This is a genomic window from Peribacillus sp. NPDC097198, from assembly GCF_044762055.1.
Taxonomy (GTDB): Bacteria; Bacillota; Bacilli; order Bacillales; family DSM-1321; genus Peribacillus.
On record NZ_JBIWDO010000007.1, the window covers coordinates 108,082 to 126,653 of the forward strand.

Genomic DNA, 18,572 nt, shown 5'->3' on the forward strand with positions numbered 1-18,572 from the left:
GCAGGGGGTAGATTTGGAATGGATGATCGCAGGAAAGATATCCGCAATCGTATCGCCAAGAGACGAAAGGTGAAGGATAGCCCAGTGGTTAACAGTACTTGGACGGAGATTGAAAAGGAGAACCCGTACGAATTCGAATCTTTTGACGGGTATTCAGAAAAAGATCATCCGCTCTTTAAGAAGGAATATTTCTTTTTGAAAATCTTGGTGAGCATTTGCCTATTCTTGGTGGTTGCCGTGATGTTCAAGCACCCTTCCGTTCGCTTGGACTCAGCCAGAAGCTTTGTTACGGAAAACATGAACCAAGAGTTCCAATTTGCATCGGTTTCCAGTTGGTATGAAAATGCTTTTGGCAAACCTATCGCATTTTTACCGACTGAATCCACTACTGAAACGGCGGATTCGGGTGAAGAATATGCGATGCCTGCATCGGGGGAGATTACCCAAACCTTCGAGGCGAACGGCGAGGGAATCATAATGGAAACGAGCTTAGGGTCCAAGGTCGAAGCCATCAATGAGGGGGTGGTCATTTTTGCAGGGGAAAAAGAAGGAATCGGTAAGACTGTGGTCATACAGCATGCCAATAAAAGTGAGTCATGGTATGGCCAGTTGGAAAAGATTGATGTGAAGCTCTATGATCTGGTGAAGAAAGGGAAAGAAGTAGGACAGGTCACCGTAAGCGAGGATGGTTCCAAAGGCAGGTTTTACTTAGCCATTAAAGAAAATGATGCATTCATCGATCCTAAAAAGGTGATTTCCTTTGACTGAATATGCGAACTTACTGTCCAAAATCAAGATTCATCCGACGCTGTGGTTCGTCATAGGAATCGCCATCCTTACGGCACACTTTATTGAAGTGATGATGCTTTTACTCATCGTATTTATCCATGAGATGGGACATGCTGCGTGTGCACAGTATTTTAAATGGCGGATCAAGTCGATTCAGCTCCTCCCCTTTGGTGGGGCTGTCGAGACCGAGGAATATGGCAATAAAAGTTTGAAGGAAGATCTTGCAGTCGTACTGGCGGGTCCACTGCAACATATATGGCTCATTGGAGCGGCTTACCTGCTCTATTTCTTTTCTGTCGTTTCTTCTGATCTGTATCATTCCTTCTTCTATATGAATCTTATGTTGTTGTTCTTTAACCTGCTGCCAATTTGGCCATTGGACGGGGGAAGGCTACTCTTCATTGGTGTTTCCCTATACTGTACCTTCCTTGAGGCTCAGAAATATACCTTATATTTTTCTGGTGCATTCGCTGTATTGGCGTTTTTAACATGGCTTCTTCTCGAACCGCTTAACCTGAATATTTGGCTGATCATCTTTTTTATCAGTCTTTCTCTAATCATGGAGTGGCGACAGCGATATTATGCGTTCATGCGGTTTCTTCTGCAGCGCCATTACGGAAACACGAATGATCTGGCCAAATTAAAACCCATCATGGTGGATGCCCATGAACCGATTTATAAAGTGCTGGAATTGTTTCAACGTGGATGCAAACATCCCGTCATCATCATGAAAAATGGGAAAGAGAGTGGCTCATTGGATGAGACGGAAATACTTCATGCCTATTTTTCCGAGAAAATGACCAATGGGCAAATTGGTGACCTGTTATATTCTTATTAAATATGGTATCCTTTCTTCAAATTGAGGAGAGGATTTTTTTGATGAAAAAAGTGATTGTGAACCTATCTTCGCGTGAGAAGAGAGTGGCTGTCCTAGAAGATGAAGTGTTGCGGAAAGTCGAAGTCATGCCACCTCATCAACATAGTACGGTAGGTAATATTTATCTTGGCAAAGTGACTAAGGTCTTGCCAGGAATGGATGCCGTGTTTGTCGATTATGGTGCAGACAAGAATGGTTTTCTGCATCGGGATGAAATTCCGGCATATCAACTGACGAAGCGTGATGGTAAATCACCCATCAATCATTATGTTAAACAGGGTGAAAAGCTGCTCGTTCAGGTGAGCCGTGATGAAACGGGTACAAAAGGGGCGAAATTGACGGGGCTGATCGAGTTTTCGACGGATTGCCTCGTTTACATACATGGAATAGATTATGTTGGTGTGTCGAAGAAATTCAAAAATGAACGTTTGCAAAAGTATTGGAGAGAAAAAGCAACAGAATATAAGCAAAAGGACGAGGGGGTGATTGTTCGCACCTCGATGGAGAAGGAAAGTGAGTCGGCATTTCTCGACAAGCTGAATACAATGAGGCAGCTGCATAAGGAACTGGAAGGAAAGTCCGGTACGATGAAGGCACCTGCCCTCCTCTATGAGAAAGATACATTCCTGGAGATGGTTATCGCTGAAATGGCGAAAACGGTATCAGGTCAGCTCTTTATCGACGATTTTGATGCGAGTCAAGAGTTGAAAAAGTGGGTGCTGGCTAATGGTAAGGAATGGAGTATATCCTATGAGACTGGTGCGAAGAACATTTTTTCAGAACGGAATCTAGATAACCAGTTCGAGAAGGCCATGAAAAAAGTGGTCTGGCTCGATAATGGGGGGTATCTGATTTTCGAAGAAACCGAAGCGTTCACCGTAATCGATGTCAATTCAGGGAAGTTTACAGGCAAGGTGGAAAAGGAAGCGACGCTTTTTGAAGTGAATGCAGCGGCAGCAAAAGAAGTCGCCCGTCAGCTGAGGCTTAGAAATATTAGTGGAATCATCTTGATTGATTTCATCAATATGGAGAAACCGCAACACAGGCTTGAAATCATCGATCTGTTCAAAAAGGAAGCCGCGAAAGATGAGATGCGGATGAAGGTTGTCGGATTTACTGAACTAGGAATCCTTCAAGTGACGAGAAAACGGACATCCCCTTCGCTTAGTGAAACCATGACGGTTCCTTGCCCAACCTGCAATGGAAGTGGAAAGGTGGAAAGCGCTGAAACCGTTGCCTTCCGCTTGGAGCGGGAGTTGCTGGAGCACCGCAAAACGGACGATGAGGCCGTTTGGGTGGAACTTAGCCAATCAGTGGGGGATGTCCTGTTGGGGGAAAAGGAATCATATAAAGCGACATTGGAAGAACTAATATCCAAAAAGCTAGTGATCTCTTATGTTCCAGGCCCGGTCCATACATATTCCATCAGGCGCTTCGGAAGTTATGAAGAAATCAAGCGGTCAGTAAAGTGATGGACAAGAAATCCAACAAATGTATTGACAGTCATTCAGGTTTCATGATAGGATTTTAATGTTATGTTTGTAGCACCCGTGCTACAACCGCTCAACAACAGGTCTTAAGTTTTTTGTCTTCTGGACAAAACGCCTGTGATTGGCGAGTCTGAGACATTCAAGGAGGTGCAAGTATGTACGCAATTATCGAAACTGGCGGAAAACAAATTAAAGTAGCAGCTGGCGAAGCGGTTTACATTGAAAAATTAAACGCTGAAGCAGGCGAAACTGTTACATTTGACAAAGTTTTATTCGTAGGTGGCGAGGACGTGAAAGTCGGAGCTCCACTAGTGGAAGGCGCTACTGTAACAGGTACTGTTGAGAAACAAGGGAAGCAAAAGAAAATCACTGTCTTCAAATACAAAGCGAAGAAAAACAATCGTAGAAAACAAGGTCATCGTCAACCATACACTAAAGTTGTTATTGAAGCAATCAACGCGTAAGGGCTGATATCAAGATGATTAAAGTTATCTTTGATGCTCCGCAAGAACGGATCACTTCGTTCACATTAAGCGGACATGCTGATTTTGCTAAAAAAGGTTCCGATATCGTTTGTGCAGGCGTATCGGCCGTATCCTTTGGATCGGTCAATGCGATTATGTCCTTAACGGATGTAGAACCTGAGATAGAGCAAGGGCAAGACGGCGGCTACCTTCGCTGCGTCATCCCGGGGAATCTTTCGCCGGAATCCGAAGAGAAGGTGCAATTGCTCTTGAACGCAATGCTCATATCGCTACAAACCATCGAACGTGATTATGGTAAATATATGAAAATTATCCTCAACCAGTAGGAGGTGGAACAAATGTTAAGATTAGATCTTCAGTTCTTCGCTTCGAAAAAAGGAGTAGGTTCTACAAAGAATGGACGTGACTCAATCTCTAAGCGTTTAGGCGCTAAACGTGCAGATGGTCAATTCGTTTCTGGTGGTTCTATCCTTTACCGTCAACGCGGAACAAAAATCTATCCAGGTGAGAACGTAGGCCGTGGTGGAGACGATACTCTATTTGCAAAAATAGACGGTGTTGTTAAATTCGAACGTTTCGGACGTGACCGTAAAAAAGTAAGCGTATATCCAGTTGCACAAGAAGCATAATTGGCATCTTTGAACAGAGGCTGACTCAAAAGGGTCTGATTCCTTCTATGAGACACTATATATCGCGTCATTATTGATAATGGTATGCTTTATATAGTGTAGAAGGGGTCCGGCCCTTTATTTATACTATAAATATGATGAATAACCAGCGTTTTGCAGGAGATTTTAGTCAATTAGTATGGAAAACCACCTCTGATTCACAAAAGGCTCGCCAGTTTTGGCGGGCTTTCTTATACTTTAGGGGGTAAAATCCTGGATTGCTCTAACTAACACATTGATTGAATTTAAATAGACTGTTCAATTCAACTATTATATCTCCAATTGTTGCATGAATAAGCCCATTCTCTTTGCAAGTTCAAACGGCTCTACCATCGTCCAAAGAACTCAGGGTGTGTGGCTGTATTTTTTGGACGGGGGCTTTCATATGAAGGCATGTGAATCGAGCTTCATTTCCTGTTTGTTTTGTTTTTTGATATACTGATACAAATGGAAGTATTCAACATGATAGAGCCAAAAAAAGTTTCTTTATCATAATTGAAGGTGTTAATAATGGATAAAAATTGGACGACTATTGAAACGCTTCGTCAGACTAGACATGATTGGCTGAATAGAATTCAAATTATAAAAGGGAATTTGGAGTTGAATAGAATTGATCGCGTCAAAGGATTCATTGACGAGATCATAATTGAAACCCAGAATGAGGCAAGGCTCTCTAGTTTGAATATGCCAAAGTTCAGCGAGATGCTGTTGACGTCGAATTGGAGTAATTCAACATTTCAATGTGAATTTGAAATTATCGATGTTTTTGCGGGCTCCAATGAGTTGGACGAGTTGATGTCTCGTTGGACGAACGATTACTTTAAAGTCTTAGAAAAGAATCTCGATCCTTTTGGAGAAAATGTACTGGCTGTTTCTATGTGTAAAAAAGAAATAAGTGATATGCGTTGTTCTTTTCATTTGCAGGGCCGTTTCAATGATCAATCCGCGGTGGTGGAATTTATAGAAAAATCCTTAACAGCGGAGCAATCAATAGAAATGCGTATTTGTAATGAGAATGAATTATTCTTTAAGATGGATATTAAGTTTTAGAGAAGTATACAGCAAGAAATGACTTGCAGAAAACAAGGAAGTGATAGCATGTTTGTCGATCAAACGAAAGTCTATATAAAAGGCGGAGATGGTGGTAACGGAATCGTTGCTTATCGTCGAGAGAAATTCATACCAAAAGGCGGACCTGCCGGCGGAGATGGCGGCAATGGAGCAAACGTCGTATTTGAAGTGGAAGAAGGATTGCGGACGTTGATGGATTTCCGTTATCAACGTCACTTCAAGGCGCCTCGCGGGGAACACGGCATGTCTAAAAATATGCATGGTGCAACTGCGAAGGATATGGTCATTAAAGTTCCACCTGGTACAGTTGTCATTGATGAAAAAACGAAAGAAGTCATCGCAGATTTAGTTGAACATGGACAACGTGCCATTATCGCTAAAGGCGGCCGTGGTGGACGCGGGAATTCCCGTTTTGCGACACCAGCCAATCCGGCACCGGAAATTTGTGAAAATGGCGAACCAGGACAAGAACGCGATATTATCATGGAACTGAAGTTATTGGCTGATGTAGGCCTTGTAGGATTCCCGAGTGTTGGTAAATCTACATTGCTTTCAGTCGTATCAGCAGCCCGACCTAAAATTGCCGAATATCATTTCACGACAATCGTGCCGAATCTTGGTATGGTTGAAACGGAAGATCACCGCAGTTTCGTCATGGCCGATTTACCGGGGCTAATTGAGGGTGCTTCTGAAGGAGTAGGTCTTGGACATCAATTCTTGCGCCATATTGAAAGAACAAGAGTCATCGTTCACGTGATAGACATGTCTGGCCTTGAGGGCAGAGATCCGTACGAAGACTACCTGACAATCAATAAGGAACTAGAAGAGTATAATCTTCGTTTGACTGAACGTCCGCAAATCATCGTAGCCAGTAAAATGGATATGCCTGATTCAGCAGATAATTTAGCGGCATTCAAAGAAAAGCTTGAAGAGGAATTCCCGGTCTTCCCGGTTTCAGCTGTAACACGTGAAGGTATCCGTGAACTTCTTTATGCAATTGCCGATAAAATCGAAGAAACACCTGAATTCCCGCTTGATCATGAAGAAGAGAATACCGGGGTTCATCGTGTTCTTTATAAACATACAGCCCTTTCAGATGAATTTGATATCGAGCGTGAATCGGATGGCAGCTTTGCTGTTAAAGGATTCAAGATTGAACGTCTATTCAAAATGACGGACTTCACACGTGAAGAATCCATCAAGCGTTTTGCTAGACAACTTCGCTCATTCGGTGTCGATGAAGGATTGCGCCAAAAAGGTGCGAAAAACGGGGATATCGTTCGTATCCTTGAATATGAATTTGAATTTATTGACTGATAATATGTAAAAACCATGGTGGTAGGCAAAAGGAGCGTGCGGACTTTGAATAAGGCCGATCAGAAATTTTTCCTCGTTCGAGAGGATGTCCTCCCCGAAGCGATGAAAAAAACGCTGGATGCTAAAGAAATGATTGAACGGGGAAAAGCAGATTCAGTTTGGGAAGCGGTACAAAAAGTGGATCTGAGTAGAAGCGCCTTTTACAAATATCGGGACACGGTCTTTCCGTTTCATACGATTGTCAAAGAAAAGCTAATCACTCTGTTCTTTTACCTCGAAGACCGTTCCGGGACTCTATCGGAGCTCTTACGACTGGTCGCCTCATCTGGCTGCAACATCATGACGATTCACCAAACGATTCCCTTACAGGGTCGTGCCAACGTCACTCTCTCGCTCAACACGAGTGGGATGACGGTGGATATTGATGATCTTTTAACAAGATTGCGTAAAATGGAATTCGTCGAAAAGGTCGAAATCCTTGGGAATGGTGCATAGAATAAAGCCTGTACAGTTCATTGTACAGGCTTTTTTTTATGTGTGGTCATTAAAGATTAACTATTGTAATAAATCAGAAAATGGCATAACATAAACAATAGATTGTCCGTGAAAAGGGGATTATAATATGACTTCAAAAATAGCATTTCTTGGACCGAAAGCAACGTTCACGGATTTAGCTGTCTCTCGCTTATTTCCTAATGATGGTAAAATTCCGATGAGTACGATTCCAGACAGTCTCGACGCTGTCCGCGATGGGGAAGTAAGCCATGCGCTGGTCCCTATCGAGAATGCGTTGGAAGGTTCGGTTAATATAACGATGGATTACCTGGTTCATGAAGTGAGGCTTCCGATTAAAGGGGAAATCACGATTCCTATCGAACAGCATTACATGGTTCATCCGGATCATGCCAATCCTGACTTTAAACCGGATAGGGTCTATTCCCATTCACACGCTATTGCACAATGCCGTAAATTCCTACATAAAGATCTAAGTGGCATCCCATTTGAATATGTTACGTCAACGGCTGCAGCAGCAAAAATGGTAATGGAGAATCCGGATGCCAAAATTGCAGCCATCGCGAACGAAATGGCAGCACAGGAGTATGGGTTGACGATTCTTGAACGAAATATTCACGACTATGAGCATAACCATACCAAATTCATTGTCGTATCCAACGGCGAAGTCGATTTCAGTGGGCATTTAACTACTGAGGGAGACAGTAAAACGACGTTGATGATCCAGCTCCCAGCCGATCATTCGGGACAGCTTCATCAAGTTCTTTCTGCCTTCTCATGGAGAAAACTGAACCTTTCCAAAATAGAATCTCGACCGATGAAAACGGGATTAGGAAATTATTTTTTCATTATCGATATCGAAATGGCACTTGATGAAGTACTCATTCCGGGAGCCATTTCCGAACTTGAGGCCCTAGGATGCACGGTTTCAGTAATGGGAAGTTACCCATGCTTTACGGTCCAAAATGGAGTGGCGCATCGATAAGGACAGATGTAGACAGAAGGAAACACAGTTAAATGGTCTTTAAAGTACATTCCTAAAAAATCTCCTTGGATAAAAGTCCAAGGAGATTTTTTTAGGAGGCCTTGAATCTAATTAGAAAAATAGGGAGTGACACATTGTTCTGCCTTTTTTAAAGAACGTAAAGCTATTAAGCCCATATAATAGGATTTAATAGGGTTAATTATGAAGTGGGTTGGGAGAAATACATACCAAGAGGTAAACCAGATTTATCGTTACAATATCCTCTTACAGAATTTAAATGTAAAAGACTGAAAAAGATGAAAGAGGGGATGGGAGATGTGCGGTAAAGATGAGTAATGAGTTCAAAGAAACGTTCGGATCTTGGCTGCAAGCCATCGGAACGGTTTTATCCGCCATCGCAAATACACCAACCCTTATATCGGATTACGATTCTGCAAATAACTTGGATGTGGTGGGGAACACTCTCCAGGGAACAGGTAATGCTTTAATTGCCGATGGAGAGGAAGCTTTCACTTTAGATCAAATCGGAAGTGCAGTTCAGGCCATTGGAAATTCGACGGTTATTACAGGATTGATAGGTACTTTTTCAGATGACACGAATGATCTATTGATTATAAACGGAAATTTTATTCAGGCTTTAGGCGGTGGCGTATCTGCGGCGGATATAACCGAAAATGCACCAGCTGAAGGGATAAATATAGTTGGTAATTTAATGCAGCTGTTGGGAAATTCATTACAAGCACTGTCTGGGATTATTGAATTGAAAAGAGAAAATACGAATCCAAGCCTGGAAAGCAAAGGAAATGGGAGCCAAGGGAGTGGGAATCAAGGGTACGGAAGCAAAGGAAATGGGAGCCAGGGAAATGGGAACCAAGGGTACGGAAGCCAAGGGAATGGGAACCAAGGGTATAATGAGGGACAATTAGACCCGGAAACATTACAAACGTTAGGGAGCTGGATTCAAGCGATAGGAGCCGTTCTCAACCTGATCGCTCAATTAATAAGCAATGAAGAGGGGGAGAGTGGAGATGAAGGCGAAAACGAGAGCGATTCGTAAGAAAATAGGACACTTCGAATGCCTTTACTTCGAAGTGTCCTATTTTAGTTAACTAAAATCCCGGCTTTATTCAATGCTTCTTCTGCTTCGTCCAGTAAGTCTTCTGAAACGGCACTAATGGTATGAAGGTGAATGCCGCTTGTCAGTTCTGATAATAAAGTGGCTTTTGTTTTAGTAACCTTTGAAAGGAAGGATGCCACTTCTTTCCGATTACTGACCATGATGGAAGCCGTTAAGTCCCCATACACGGGATGCTCTATTTTCACGTCTTTGACGGTTATGCCGATATCGACAAGTAGAAATAATTCCTCCTGGGCTCGCGTGGGCTCGTGCTGGCAAGCGATGGTCCGTTCAGGGTTTTGTCTAGTCTCGGTTTGCAAGTAGATATACCCCTGGCTAGTAGCGATAATCGGCTCATTTCGCGCTTTAAGAAGGGTAATGTCACCGACGATGACTTGCCGGCTCACATTGGTTATTTGGGAGAGTTCGCTACCGGTAACAGGCTGTGAACTTGTTTGTAGGATATGTAAGAGCTTTGTTCGTCTTTCTTCGCCTAATAGTTTCTTTTTTTGCATGATCCTTCACCTCGTTATGTACAAATAGTTTACCATAAAATAAAGGGGCTAATCGAATGAAAGCCAATTTACCATGGTGTTCCTTACATGCGGGTGTATGCAGAAAAAAAAGAGGGAGGCGCATGGAAGCGCCCGCCCTCAATCTTATACAATCATAGGTTACTTGCCTTGAAAGTATTGCCGCCGTTCATATCACCGGATTGGAATCCTTTATTAAACCAGCGCTTTCGCTGCTCGGAGGTTCCATGCGTGAAGCTGTCAGGAACAACATACCCTCGAGCTTTCTTTTGGATGGTGTCGTCTCCCACTCCACTGGCTGCACTCAAGGCTTCTTCGAGATCGCCTTCCTCAAGTAAATTCTCCCCTTGGGCGTGATGGGCCCATACCCCTGCTAAATAGTCAGCTTGAAGTTCCAATCGAACAGAAGCTTTATTATATTCTTTTTCACTGACCTTAGACCGGTCCGGCATTTCTTTTCTTGACGTGCCCAAAAGTGTCTGGATATGATGTCCCACCTCATGAGCAATGACATAGGCCATCGCAAAGTCTCCAGGTGCCTGATATTCATCTTGAAGTTCCTGATAGAAACTCAAGTCAATATAAAGCTTCATATCACCGGGACAATAAAAGGGTCCGACTGAAGAACCGGCCGTACCACAGGCCGAGTCTACACTTCCCGTATACAAAACGAGAGTGGGCTCTTTATATTCTAGCCCTTGCTTACGAAACTCTTCTGACCAGACCCGCTCCGTATCTCCAAGAACGACCGAGACAAATTGAGCGAGCTCCTTCTCCTGGTCCGTTTCCTCATAGGAGCCATTATCAGTAATATCATTGGAACCAAGGCCATTCAACACATCACTCGGGTTACCACCTAGGAACATAACGATCAAAACGACAACTATGCCAAATCCGCCGCCAATCCCGGCGACGCTCTTTCCACCCATTCCTCTTCTGTCCTCAACGTTCGAACTCTTTTGTCTTCCTTTCCATTTCATTTAGATGTCCTCCTAGACTGTTGTTTTTTATGTAGTGCTATCTTGATCAGCATTTTATAAATCCTATACCTTATACCCAAAGTTCGGATCGATTAGACAGAAATGCCCTCTGGCAAAAAGCGGTCAATCCTGCTAACCCCTCATTTGATCGGGTTTTTCCGACTGTGTGGCTTTCATTCATATTTTAGTTTCTTCAAGCATAAGTTTTCATGATAAATAATAATGGCAATTTACCCACTACATCATAGTATATATGGACATATGCACAGGAGGGGTTATCAGCGTGAAAATTCATATAGTCCAAAAAGGCGATACGCTTTGGAAGCTCGCAAAAAAATATGGCGTCAGTTATGAACAACTGAAAAAATCCAATTCTCAGTTAAGTAATCCGGATATGATGATGCCGGGCATGAAAATTAATATACCTGGAAATACATCGGGATCAATTAAAAAAGAGATGGGCGCGCCACAAGTGACATATCAATCCAAGGAATCTCAAATTCAACCGATTCAAATGAAAGAACAGCAAATTCAACAACAACCCGTAATGAAGGAACAGCAAAAATATCAAGCACCCATAAAAGAACAGCAAAAGTATCAAGCACCTATAAAGGAACAGCAGAAATATCAACAGCCTGCGATAAAAGAATATCAATTGCCTATTAAAGAAAAGCAAATGCCTATAAAGGAAATGCCCGTTAAGGAAAAACAAATCGTTGTCCCGAAAGAGGTTCAGGTACCGAAACAAGTGATACCAGAAATAGATATCAATAATTATTATTTGGTCAATATGACCAACATGAGTGTACAGAAGCCACCAACTCCGCCAACTCCCCCAAAAAAGGTTGAAGCGGTGAAGCCAGTAGAAAAACCGGTAAAGAAAAAATCAAAAAAGAAGCCAGTTGTTCAGGAAATATGTGAACCGGTAGACGATTGCATTCCAATCACCCCTATCATGCCAGGAAGCGGTTTTAGCATCGATCCACCGCCATGGGCATCCATGCCCATGCATGGAGTCCAAGGAGCTTTTCAGGGAACCCCTCACTATCAACAAGGTGTTCAAGGCATGCAAGGCTATCAAATGATGGAAGAAAGTTCAGACGTATGGGGAGAATCTCCTGATATGCATTCAATGGGTCAAAGTACCGTCCAAGGAGCCAGTCAAAACCAGGCCGGTCAACAATACTATCCATATCAAGCTTCAGCACCCGTCCCACATCATATGTATGGCGGAACTCCACAACAAGTTGCAGGTGCGTATATGCCGCACCATTATGAGTCATCTTCCGAGTCGTCATCGTCGAATGCTCCGAATTTCCAATACTATCCACAGCAGCCCTATATGCAGTCCAATATGCAAGCCGAAAGTGAGGATTGTGGCTGCAACAAGGGAGAAATAGGAACATATGGACCAGAGAAAGAAGTGAAGGGCCAATATTATGCTATGGAGGAAACGCAAAGCAAGGCGCACCATCACCCTGATTATCATCAATTCCATAAAGGCAGACCACAATACTCAGAATCCTATGCGGGAGCTAGTATTCAAAGTCTAATGGGGGAAAAACAGCAACCAATGCAATATGATGTAGAATCGGTGGATGAAATCCAAATTCAAGAATATCAAGGAGGACCTCCTGGAGGCATGATGGGGAACCACCAGCCTGGCAACCAGATGGGAGGCATGATGGGGAACCACCAGCCTGGCAATCAGATGGGAGGCATGATGGGGAACCACCAGCCTGGCAATCAAATGGGAGACATGATGGGGAACCACCAGCCTGGCAATCAGATGGGAGGCATGATGGGGAACCAACCCGGCAATCAGATGGGAGGCATGATGGGGAACCAACCCGGCAATCAGATGGGAGGCATGATGGGGAACCAACCTGGCAATCAGATGGGAGGGATGATGGGGAACCAGCCCGGCAACCAAATGGGAGGGATGATGGGGAACCAGCCCGGCAATCAGATGGGAGGCATGATGGGGAACCAACCCGGCAACCAGATGGGAGGGATGATGGGAAACCAGCCCGGCAACCAGATGGGAGGCATGATGGGTAATCCATACGGCAACCAGATGGGAGGGATGATGGGGAACCAGCCCGGCAACCAGATGGGAGATATGATGGGTAATCCATATGGCCATCAACTAGGGGGCCAACCAGGTACGATGCCAGGTCAGTTTGGCGGACAGCCCGGAATGATGCGTGGACAGCTCGGAGGTCACCCTGAAGCAATGATGCCAGGGCAAATGGGTGGTCAACCAGGTCAATTCGGAGGCGTTCAAGCACCTGAAACATTTGGAATGCCTACGTATGCGGACGAAAGTGATGACTACTAATTATCAGGGGGACAGTGTTTTTTACACTCGTCTCCTCTCTTATTTAAACCGCCGACCAAAGAACGTCCATCATCTTCAGAGCAATGTCTATATGATTTCATTCAAAAAAGACGCTCCCATCATTCTTAAAGGATTCGATAGCTTTGAAAAATGGGATCGACAAAGGGAATTGACTTCCTTGTTAAGTCAAAAAGGGTTCGAACAAACGTATCAGATTCACCAGAAGTTAATGCCGTTCCAATTCAAAGGGAAATGGTATGGCAGTATGGACTATATACCTCCAAGTAAGAAAAAGTTCCGTTTTTCCCATCATAAAGACCGGTTGGAGGGCATTGAATTATTGGAAAGATTTCACGATGTTTCTGAAAACCTGTCGATCAAAGCTCCCCTATTTGATCAGGTGAGAAAATGGAAAGAAAGATTGTCATTATTCAAAAAGAACATTTCGTATACTCGCCAATATGTTTCAGATGAAATCATCAATGAGTGGGTAAGGTGGGGGGAATGGTCCTTGGAGGGGTTTGAAAAAAACCAATCAAAATGGGATAAGGAAAAAAACGTCATCATTCACGGTGACTGTGCCCACCATAATTTTTTAAGAAGAGAAGATGGGTCACTTGCTTTAATCGATTTCGATTTAATGGCGAAGGCACCACGATGCATCGATTATTTACAATATGCCAATCGGATTTCGCCCCATCTCGATGATGCTGCCACGATGCTTTGGCAAGTTCCACAGTTGAAAAAATATCAAAAAGATCGGGCATTTCTTTATGCTTTGGCTTTCCCTACGGATATATTCCGCGAGTGGAACAGGAATAATAAAAGCTCATCACAATTCCATTCCGTTTGGAAAATGACGGTGGAGGGGTTTTCGAAGCGAATGGAGATGAACGAAAAATTGGCGGACATGATTTCCAAAAGGTAATGAGTATCTAATATGGACATAACTTACAGACTGAAATCCCTTCAATACACCCATGCTAATTATGAGCGAAAATAGGCTCAATCCATTTTAGCAAAGGGGGGATTGTTGGTGCGGAACAAAATTTGGGCACTGCCGCTTTGCACGGTATTCGTTGGGGGTTTGATTGGCTGTGCCAATAATGATACGGCAGAGAATCAAAATCCTATGAATGAAACGGGGTACCATACAACCGAAAAGAATGCACTAGTTCGTCAAATCAATTTTGATGATATGGAAAAGGATTTGTATGGAAAAGATGATGCATACAGCAAGAAGGACCGTAACTATCATGGTCATGAAAGCAAACCACTTCGGGCTAAATCATCCTATTATAACTCCTATGAAGGGACATTGGTCGACCAAGCGGATAAGATTGCAAATCGTGTAGACAATGTCATTGACGCCAGGGCCATCATCATGAAAGATGAAATGCTAGTGGCTTTGTTGCTAGATGATTATGATCAGGCGACGGCGGTCAAAGAAGCGGTGTGGAAGAAAATCGAACCTCTAACAGAGGGCCGGGCACTTTATGTAACGACGGATGAAGGTGTATACTACCGGACGATGACACTCGATAATAACCTGCGAGACGGAGATACAAAAGAATTAATTGTCCTGGATGCCAATGATTTGTTCGACAACCTGGATATTCATAAAGATCATATAAAATAAACGCATCCAAGCTGGCTTCGAATGGAGTCAGCTTCTTTTCTTTAAAAAGACCAACGGAATTTTTCCGGTTAATAATCGAATTTCAGGTCAAACTATGTAAAAAGTAAACGCCTTAAGAGGTGATCGCATTGATTAATCAACTGAAAATCCAGTTTTTCTTGGCCTTGTTCGTCATCCCGTTCTGTTTGACTGCTTTTGCCGAGGAAGCAAAACAAGAGGAAAGTCAGCCAATCGAACAAAAAGTCATTCTCCAGCGATTGTATCTCGATGGGGAATTAAGTGAAGAGAAATTGACGGAAAAGATTTGGACGATGGAAGACTTTTGGTTGAAATACCAAGGATGGAATGTGGTTGATCAAAATGATGACCACATTGTATTGAATAAAATAGAGAACGATATATCGCCTTTACTTAAAGCAAACGGCTATCTTGGGATGAAGGAGGATGGGACTCTATCCATTTTTATCGGGAAGCCGGAGCATGCCAAAATCATTCATACTTTCTACCAATTGGATGTAGGGAAATTGGAAGTGTACAAGCAGGAAGAATTGCAAAAAGGGATTCCAATCGTAAATAAGGATCAATATAAACAGCTTATTAAGGAATATGAGCCGTATTCGATTAACTAGGATGGGAGAAATACACCCGTCCTTTTTGTCTGCACTCCAAGGATTGATGGGTGACTTAACGCCAAACTGACGGGTAGGGAATTCAGGATATCCAGGGTCGAAGCAAAAGGTGCCTATCTCAAAAGAACATAAATAAGCATGGGAGGTGAACACCACCAATTGCTAAATAACTTTTAATAAACTTCCCTCTCCTTTTATGATAAAATGAGAGGTACAGCTAAATCAGGGAGAGAATTAATTTGTATGATTATATAAAAGGCATGGTCGATTATATTGGACCTGAATACATAGTCGTGGATAATGGGGGAATCGGATATCAAGTGCTGACTCCGAATCCTTTTATTTACTCCGCCCAATTTAAGAAAGAGACTCAAGTTTTTCTATATCATTATGTACGTGAGGACATGATTTCTTTATACGGATTTCAATCGCGGCAGGAAAAGGCACTGTTCACGAAACTATTGAATGTGACGGGAATCGGGCCGAAAGGGGCGCTTGCTATATTGGCGTCGGGCCAGGTGGATCAGGTTGTGCAAGCCATCGAAAATGAGGATGAGACGTTCCTTGTAAAATTCCCTGGAGTCGGAAAGAAGACAGCACGCCAAATGATCCTTGACTTAAAAGGCAAGCTTGAGAATATCATCCCGGATGCTTTCCCGAACTTATTCAATGAAGGAGTTCCGACGGCAATCAATCAAAATGGTTATACCGAAGAGTTGGACGAAGCGATTCTGGCCCTGAAGGCACTTGGTTACTCGGAAAAAGAAATACAGAAGGTCGCGAAAAAGCTACAAGTGGAAGAAATGACGACCGAGCAATACATTAAGAAAGCATTGCAAATGATGTTAAGATAAGGAGTGGCGCAATGGAGGAGAGAGTTTTTAATCAGGAAGCCGATTTGAACGAACTATCCTTTGAACAAAGCCTGCGACCGCAAAACTTAAAGCAATACATTGGACAGGATAAAGTGAAGGCGAATTTGAGTGTGTACATCGAAGCAGCCCGGATGCGCGAAGAAACGCTTGATCACGTGCTTTTGTATGGACCGCCGGGGCTTGGGAAGACGACGCTTGCCGTCATCATTGCGAACGAAATGGGAGTCAATATCCGCACGACTTCTGGACCGGCCATTGAAAGACCGGGAGATTTGGCAGCCATTTTGAGTGCCCTTGAACCAGGGGATGTCTTATTTATTGACGAAATCCATCGTTTGCCTCGGGTCGTGGAGGAAGTCCTCTATCCAGCCATGGAGGATTTTTGTCTGGATATCGTGGTCGGTAAGGGACCCGAAGCCCGTTCAATCCGAATCGATCTTCCACCGTTTACCCTTGTTGGCGCTACAACTCGTGCGGGTTCACTATCAGCACCTCTTAGGGACCGGTTTGGCGTCTTGAGCCGCTTGGAATATTACACGGAACATCACTTGACCGACATCGTTCTCCGGACCGCCCAAATCATGGATACGGAAATGGATGACCAGGCTGCCGGTGAGATTGCGAGAAGGTCGCGGGGGACCCCTAGGATTGCCAATAGGCTTTTACGCCGTGTAAGGGACTTTGCCCAAGTTCGCGGGGATGGCACGATCACGACGAAACTGGCTGATTATGCATTGGAATTAATGCAGGTCGACCGTTTAGGACTGGATCATATTGACCATAAATTACTTAAAGGAATCATTGAAAAGTTTCGTGGTGGTCCTGTGGGCTTGGAGACGATCGCAGCTACGATCGGGGAGGAAGCGCATACGATTGAAGATGTGTATGAACCCTATTTACTGCAGGTTGGTTTTTTACAGAGGACTCCTCGAGGTCGTATGGCAACTTCGCTTGTTTACGAGCATTTCGGGATGGAGATGCCTGAGCGATGAATATGCCTAAGACGATCATGACTCTAGGTGTGATTATTTTTGTGATTGGATTTGCGATGAAGTTCATTCAGCTTGGCAGGCTCCCGGGGGATATCTTTTTCAAGAAGGGAAATACGACTTTTTATTTTCCTATCATGACCTCGATCATCGTCAGCATTGTGCTGTCGGCTATTTTTTATTTAATTAGCCGTTTTAAATAATAACTAACTACATGATACACAGATTAGGAAGTGGAACAGATGAAATTAGAAGAGTTTGATTTTCATTTACCAGAGGAATTGATTGCCCAAGTTCCTTTGAAGAACAGGGAAGCAAGTAGATTGATGGTATTGGACAAGGAAACCGGTGAGATTCAGCATGATGTGTTCAGTTCAATCACGGAATATGTGAAGCCGGGTGATTGTCTTGTATTGAATGATACGAAGGTTTTACCAGCAAGACTTTATGGAAGTAAAGAGGAAACAGGCGGGAAAGTTGAAGTTCTTTTGTTAAAACAAGAGAGTGACGATGTTTGGGAGACCTTGGTGAAACCTGCAAAACGTATTAAAGAAGGATCCACTATCGTTTTTGGTGATGGCAAGCTACGTGCGGTCTGCACAGGCATTCTGGATCATGGCGGCCGGATTATGAAGTTCCAGTATGATGGCATCTTTTATGAAATATTGGACGAACTTGGCGAAATGCCGTTGCCTCCTTACATTAAAGAACAACTTGACGATCAAGACCGTTACCAGACGGTTTATGCACGTGAACGTGGATCGGCAGCAGCACCTACGGCTGGTCTCCACTTTACGGAGCATTTGCTTGAGAAGCTTAAAGACATGGGTGTTCACATCGCTTTCATCACGCTACACGTTGGGCTTGGAACGTTCCGCCCTGTAAGTGTGGAAGACATCGACAGTCATGAAATGCATTCGGAATTTTACCAAATGACCGAAGGCACAGCACGGTTGTTGAATGAAGTGAAAGGAAACGGCGGAAGGATCATCACAGTCGGCACGACATCAACAAGAACGCTGGAAACGATTGCATCCCGTAATGACGGGGTTTTCAAGGAAGAAAGCGGCTGGACAAGCATTTTCATCTATCCTGGTTTCGAATTCAAGGGAATCGATGCAATGATCACGAACTTCCATCTGCCAAAATCAACGTTAATCATGCTTATTTCTGCACTTGCAGGAAGGGAACATGTTCTGCATGCTTACGAAACGGCAGTGGAAGAAAAATACAGGTTCTTTAGTTTTGGAGATGCAATGTTAATCAAGTAATAT

General features: G+C 43.5%; 21 protein-coding genes and 1 other annotated feature. Of the genes, 19 read left to right on the plus strand and 2 right to left on the minus strand.

Annotated elements, in window-relative coordinates; translation table 11 throughout:
* Positions 1-18: 18 nt before the first annotated feature.
* From ACIQXQ_RS13965 to ACIQXQ_RS14015, 11 genes are all read left to right on the plus strand, one after another.
* Complete coding sequence (locus ACIQXQ_RS13965) at positions 19-768, plus strand: peptidoglycan DD-metalloendopeptidase family protein (protein ID WP_402875785.1); 750 nt, start codon at positions 19-21, stop codon at positions 766-768.
* Positions 761-1,627, plus strand: coding sequence for a M50 family metallopeptidase (locus ACIQXQ_RS13970; RefSeq protein WP_402875783.1), 867 nt, complete (start codon positions 761-763; stop codon positions 1,625-1,627). The genes ACIQXQ_RS13965 and ACIQXQ_RS13970 overlap by 8 nt, the downstream gene beginning before the upstream one ends.
* A 41-nt stretch (positions 1,628-1,668) precedes the next feature.
* Positions 1,669-3,138, plus strand: coding sequence for an Rne/Rng family ribonuclease (locus ACIQXQ_RS13975; protein WP_402958199.1), 1,470 nt, complete (start codon positions 1,669-1,671; stop codon positions 3,136-3,138).
* A 75-nt stretch (positions 3,139-3,213) separates the two neighbouring features.
* Positions 3,214-3,298 (plus strand) — a sequence feature (ribosomal protein L21 leader region).
* 13 nt (positions 3,299-3,311) lie between these two features.
* Positions 3,312-3,620, plus strand: a complete 309-nt coding sequence (rplU, locus tag ACIQXQ_RS13980; protein WP_402875780.1) for a 50S ribosomal protein L21 — start codon at positions 3,312-3,314, stop codon at positions 3,618-3,620.
* 14 nt (positions 3,621-3,634) lie between these two features.
* Positions 3,635-3,967 carry a ribosomal-processing cysteine protease Prp gene (locus tag ACIQXQ_RS13985; protein WP_402958202.1) on the plus strand — a complete coding sequence of 111 codons (333 nt, stop codon included), beginning with the start codon at positions 3,635-3,637 and terminating at the stop codon, positions 3,965-3,967.
* A 12-nt stretch (positions 3,968-3,979) separates the two neighbouring features.
* The gene (gene rpmA / locus ACIQXQ_RS13990) at positions 3,980-4,270 is read left to right on the plus strand and encodes a 50S ribosomal protein L27 (RefSeq protein WP_402875777.1); all 291 of its coding nucleotides are present in this window, start codon (positions 3,980-3,982) and stop codon (positions 4,268-4,270) included.
* A gap of 549 nt (positions 4,271-4,819) precedes the next feature.
* A complete protein-coding gene (locus tag ACIQXQ_RS13995; protein ID WP_402875775.1) occupies positions 4,820-5,359 on the plus strand; it encodes a Spo0B C-terminal domain-containing protein in 540 nt (179 codons plus the stop codon).
* A gap of 48 nt (positions 5,360-5,407) precedes the next feature.
* The gene (obgE, locus tag ACIQXQ_RS14000; RefSeq protein WP_402875773.1) at positions 5,408-6,697 is read left to right on the plus strand and encodes a GTPase ObgE; all 1,290 of its coding nucleotides are present in this window, start codon (positions 5,408-5,410) and stop codon (positions 6,695-6,697) included.
* 15 nt (positions 6,698-6,712) lie between these two features.
* Complete coding sequence (locus ACIQXQ_RS14005) at positions 6,713-7,192, plus strand: ACT domain-containing protein (protein ID WP_402958204.1); 480 nt, start codon at positions 6,713-6,715, stop codon at positions 7,190-7,192.
* A gap of 127 nt (positions 7,193-7,319) precedes the next feature.
* Positions 7,320-8,195 (plus strand): prephenate dehydratase, encoded by an 876-nt coding sequence (gene pheA, locus ACIQXQ_RS14010; protein WP_402958206.1) that lies wholly within the window; start codon positions 7,320-7,322, stop codon positions 8,193-8,195.
* A 328-nt stretch (positions 8,196-8,523) separates the two neighbouring features.
* The gene (locus tag ACIQXQ_RS14015) at positions 8,524-9,252 is read left to right on the plus strand and encodes a DUF6944 family repetitive protein (RefSeq protein WP_402875768.1); all 729 of its coding nucleotides are present in this window, start codon (positions 8,524-8,526) and stop codon (positions 9,250-9,252) included.
* A gap of 44 nt (positions 9,253-9,296) precedes the next feature.
* Here the strand turns inward: ACIQXQ_RS14015 and ACIQXQ_RS14020 are convergent, their stop codons facing one another.
* Together ACIQXQ_RS14020 and ypfJ are read right to left on the minus strand one after the other, a co-directional pair.
* Complete coding sequence (locus ACIQXQ_RS14020) at positions 9,297-9,830, minus strand: transcription repressor NadR (RefSeq protein ID WP_402958442.1); 534 nt, start codon at positions 9,828-9,830, stop codon at positions 9,297-9,299.
* Positions 9,831-9,979: 149 nt separating this feature from the next.
* Positions 9,980-10,825, minus strand: coding sequence for a KPN_02809 family neutral zinc metallopeptidase (ypfJ, locus tag ACIQXQ_RS14025; protein WP_402958208.1), 846 nt, complete (start codon positions 10,823-10,825; stop codon positions 9,980-9,982).
* A 283-nt stretch (positions 10,826-11,108) separates the two neighbouring features.
* On the opposite strand from ypfJ, the gene safA reads away from it, so the two are divergent.
* The 8 genes from safA to queA all read left to right on the plus strand — a co-directional run bounded on the left by safA (position 11,109) and on the right by queA (position 18,569).
* A complete protein-coding gene (safA, locus tag ACIQXQ_RS14030) occupies positions 11,109-13,166 on the plus strand; it encodes a SafA/ExsA family spore coat assembly protein (protein WP_402958210.1) in 2,058 nt (685 codons plus the stop codon).
* Positions 13,156-14,094: a phosphotransferase gene (locus tag ACIQXQ_RS14035; RefSeq protein WP_402869849.1), complete on the plus strand. Its 939-nt coding sequence runs from the start codon at positions 13,156-13,158 to the stop codon at positions 14,092-14,094. The genes safA and ACIQXQ_RS14035 overlap by 11 nt, the downstream gene beginning before the upstream one ends.
* Before the next feature lie 108 nt (positions 14,095-14,202).
* Complete coding sequence (locus ACIQXQ_RS14040) at positions 14,203-14,805, plus strand: YhcN/YlaJ family sporulation lipoprotein (RefSeq protein ID WP_402958212.1); 603 nt, start codon at positions 14,203-14,205, stop codon at positions 14,803-14,805.
* A gap of 128 nt (positions 14,806-14,933) precedes the next feature.
* Complete coding sequence (locus ACIQXQ_RS14045; protein ID WP_402869845.1) at positions 14,934-15,434, plus strand: BofC C-terminal domain-containing protein; 501 nt, start codon at positions 14,934-14,936, stop codon at positions 15,432-15,434.
* 239 nt (positions 15,435-15,673) lie between these two features.
* Positions 15,674-16,288 carry a Holliday junction branch migration protein RuvA gene (ruvA, locus tag ACIQXQ_RS14050; RefSeq protein WP_402958215.1) on the plus strand — a complete coding sequence of 205 codons (615 nt, stop codon included), beginning with the start codon at positions 15,674-15,676 and terminating at the stop codon, positions 16,286-16,288.
* Positions 16,289-16,299: 11 nt separating this feature from the next.
* On the plus strand, positions 16,300-17,301 hold the full coding sequence (ruvB, locus tag ACIQXQ_RS14055; RefSeq protein ID WP_402869841.1) for a Holliday junction branch migration DNA helicase RuvB: 1,002 nt from the start codon (positions 16,300-16,302) through the stop codon (positions 17,299-17,301).
* Positions 17,298-17,501: a DUF2905 domain-containing protein gene (locus tag ACIQXQ_RS14060; RefSeq protein ID WP_402958217.1), complete on the plus strand. Its 204-nt coding sequence runs from the start codon at positions 17,298-17,300 to the stop codon at positions 17,499-17,501. Before ruvB ends, ACIQXQ_RS14060 begins: the two co-directional genes overlap by 4 nt.
* Positions 17,502-17,540: 39 nt before the next feature.
* Complete coding sequence (gene queA / locus ACIQXQ_RS14065) at positions 17,541-18,569, plus strand: tRNA preQ1(34) S-adenosylmethionine ribosyltransferase-isomerase QueA (RefSeq protein WP_402958220.1); 1,029 nt, start codon at positions 17,541-17,543, stop codon at positions 18,567-18,569.
* The last annotated feature ends 3 nt before the right edge of the window (positions 18,570-18,572 follow it).

Excerpts from the sequence above, each read along its gene's own strand:
- ACIQXQ_RS13965 (WP_402875785.1), top strand. The coding sequence starts at position 19 with ATGGATGATCGCAGGAAAGATATCCGCAATCGTATCGCCAAGAGACGA.
- ACIQXQ_RS13975 (WP_402958199.1), top strand. The coding sequence starts at position 1,669 with ATGAAAAAAGTGATTGTGAACCTATCTTCGCGTGAGAAGAGAGTGGCT.
- rplU (WP_402875780.1), top strand. The coding sequence starts at position 3,312 with ATGTACGCAATTATCGAAACTGGCGGAAAACAAATTAAAGTAGCAGCT.
- ACIQXQ_RS13985 (WP_402958202.1), top strand. The coding sequence starts at position 3,635 with ATGATTAAAGTTATCTTTGATGCTCCGCAAGAACGGATCACTTCGTTC.
- rpmA (WP_402875777.1), top strand. The coding sequence starts at position 3,980 with ATGTTAAGATTAGATCTTCAGTTCTTCGCTTCGAAAAAAGGAGTAGGT.
- ACIQXQ_RS13995 (WP_402875775.1), top strand. The coding sequence starts at position 4,820 with ATGGATAAAAATTGGACGACTATTGAAACGCTTCGTCAGACTAGACAT.
- obgE (WP_402875773.1), top strand. The coding sequence starts at position 5,408 with ATGTTTGTCGATCAAACGAAAGTCTATATAAAAGGCGGAGATGGTGGT.
- ACIQXQ_RS14005 (WP_402958204.1), top strand. The coding sequence starts at position 6,713 with ATGGTGGTAGGCAAAAGGAGCGTGCGGACTTTGAATAAGGCCGATCAG.
- pheA (WP_402958206.1), top strand. The coding sequence starts at position 7,320 with ATGACTTCAAAAATAGCATTTCTTGGACCGAAAGCAACGTTCACGGAT.
- ACIQXQ_RS14015 (WP_402875768.1), top strand. The coding sequence starts at position 8,524 with ATGAGTAATGAGTTCAAAGAAACGTTCGGATCTTGGCTGCAAGCCATC.
- ypfJ (WP_402958208.1), bottom strand. The coding sequence starts at position 10,825 with ATGAAATGGAAAGGAAGACAAAAGAGTTCGAACGTTGAGGACAGAAGA.
- ACIQXQ_RS14035 (WP_402869849.1), top strand. The coding sequence starts at position 13,156 with ATGACTACTAATTATCAGGGGGACAGTGTTTTTTACACTCGTCTCCTC.
- ruvB (WP_402869841.1), top strand. The coding sequence starts at position 16,300 with ATGGAGGAGAGAGTTTTTAATCAGGAAGCCGATTTGAACGAACTATCC.
- ACIQXQ_RS14060 (WP_402958217.1), top strand. The coding sequence starts at position 17,298 with ATGAATATGCCTAAGACGATCATGACTCTAGGTGTGATTATTTTTGTG.
- queA (WP_402958220.1), top strand. The coding sequence starts at position 17,541 with ATGAAATTAGAAGAGTTTGATTTTCATTTACCAGAGGAATTGATTGCC.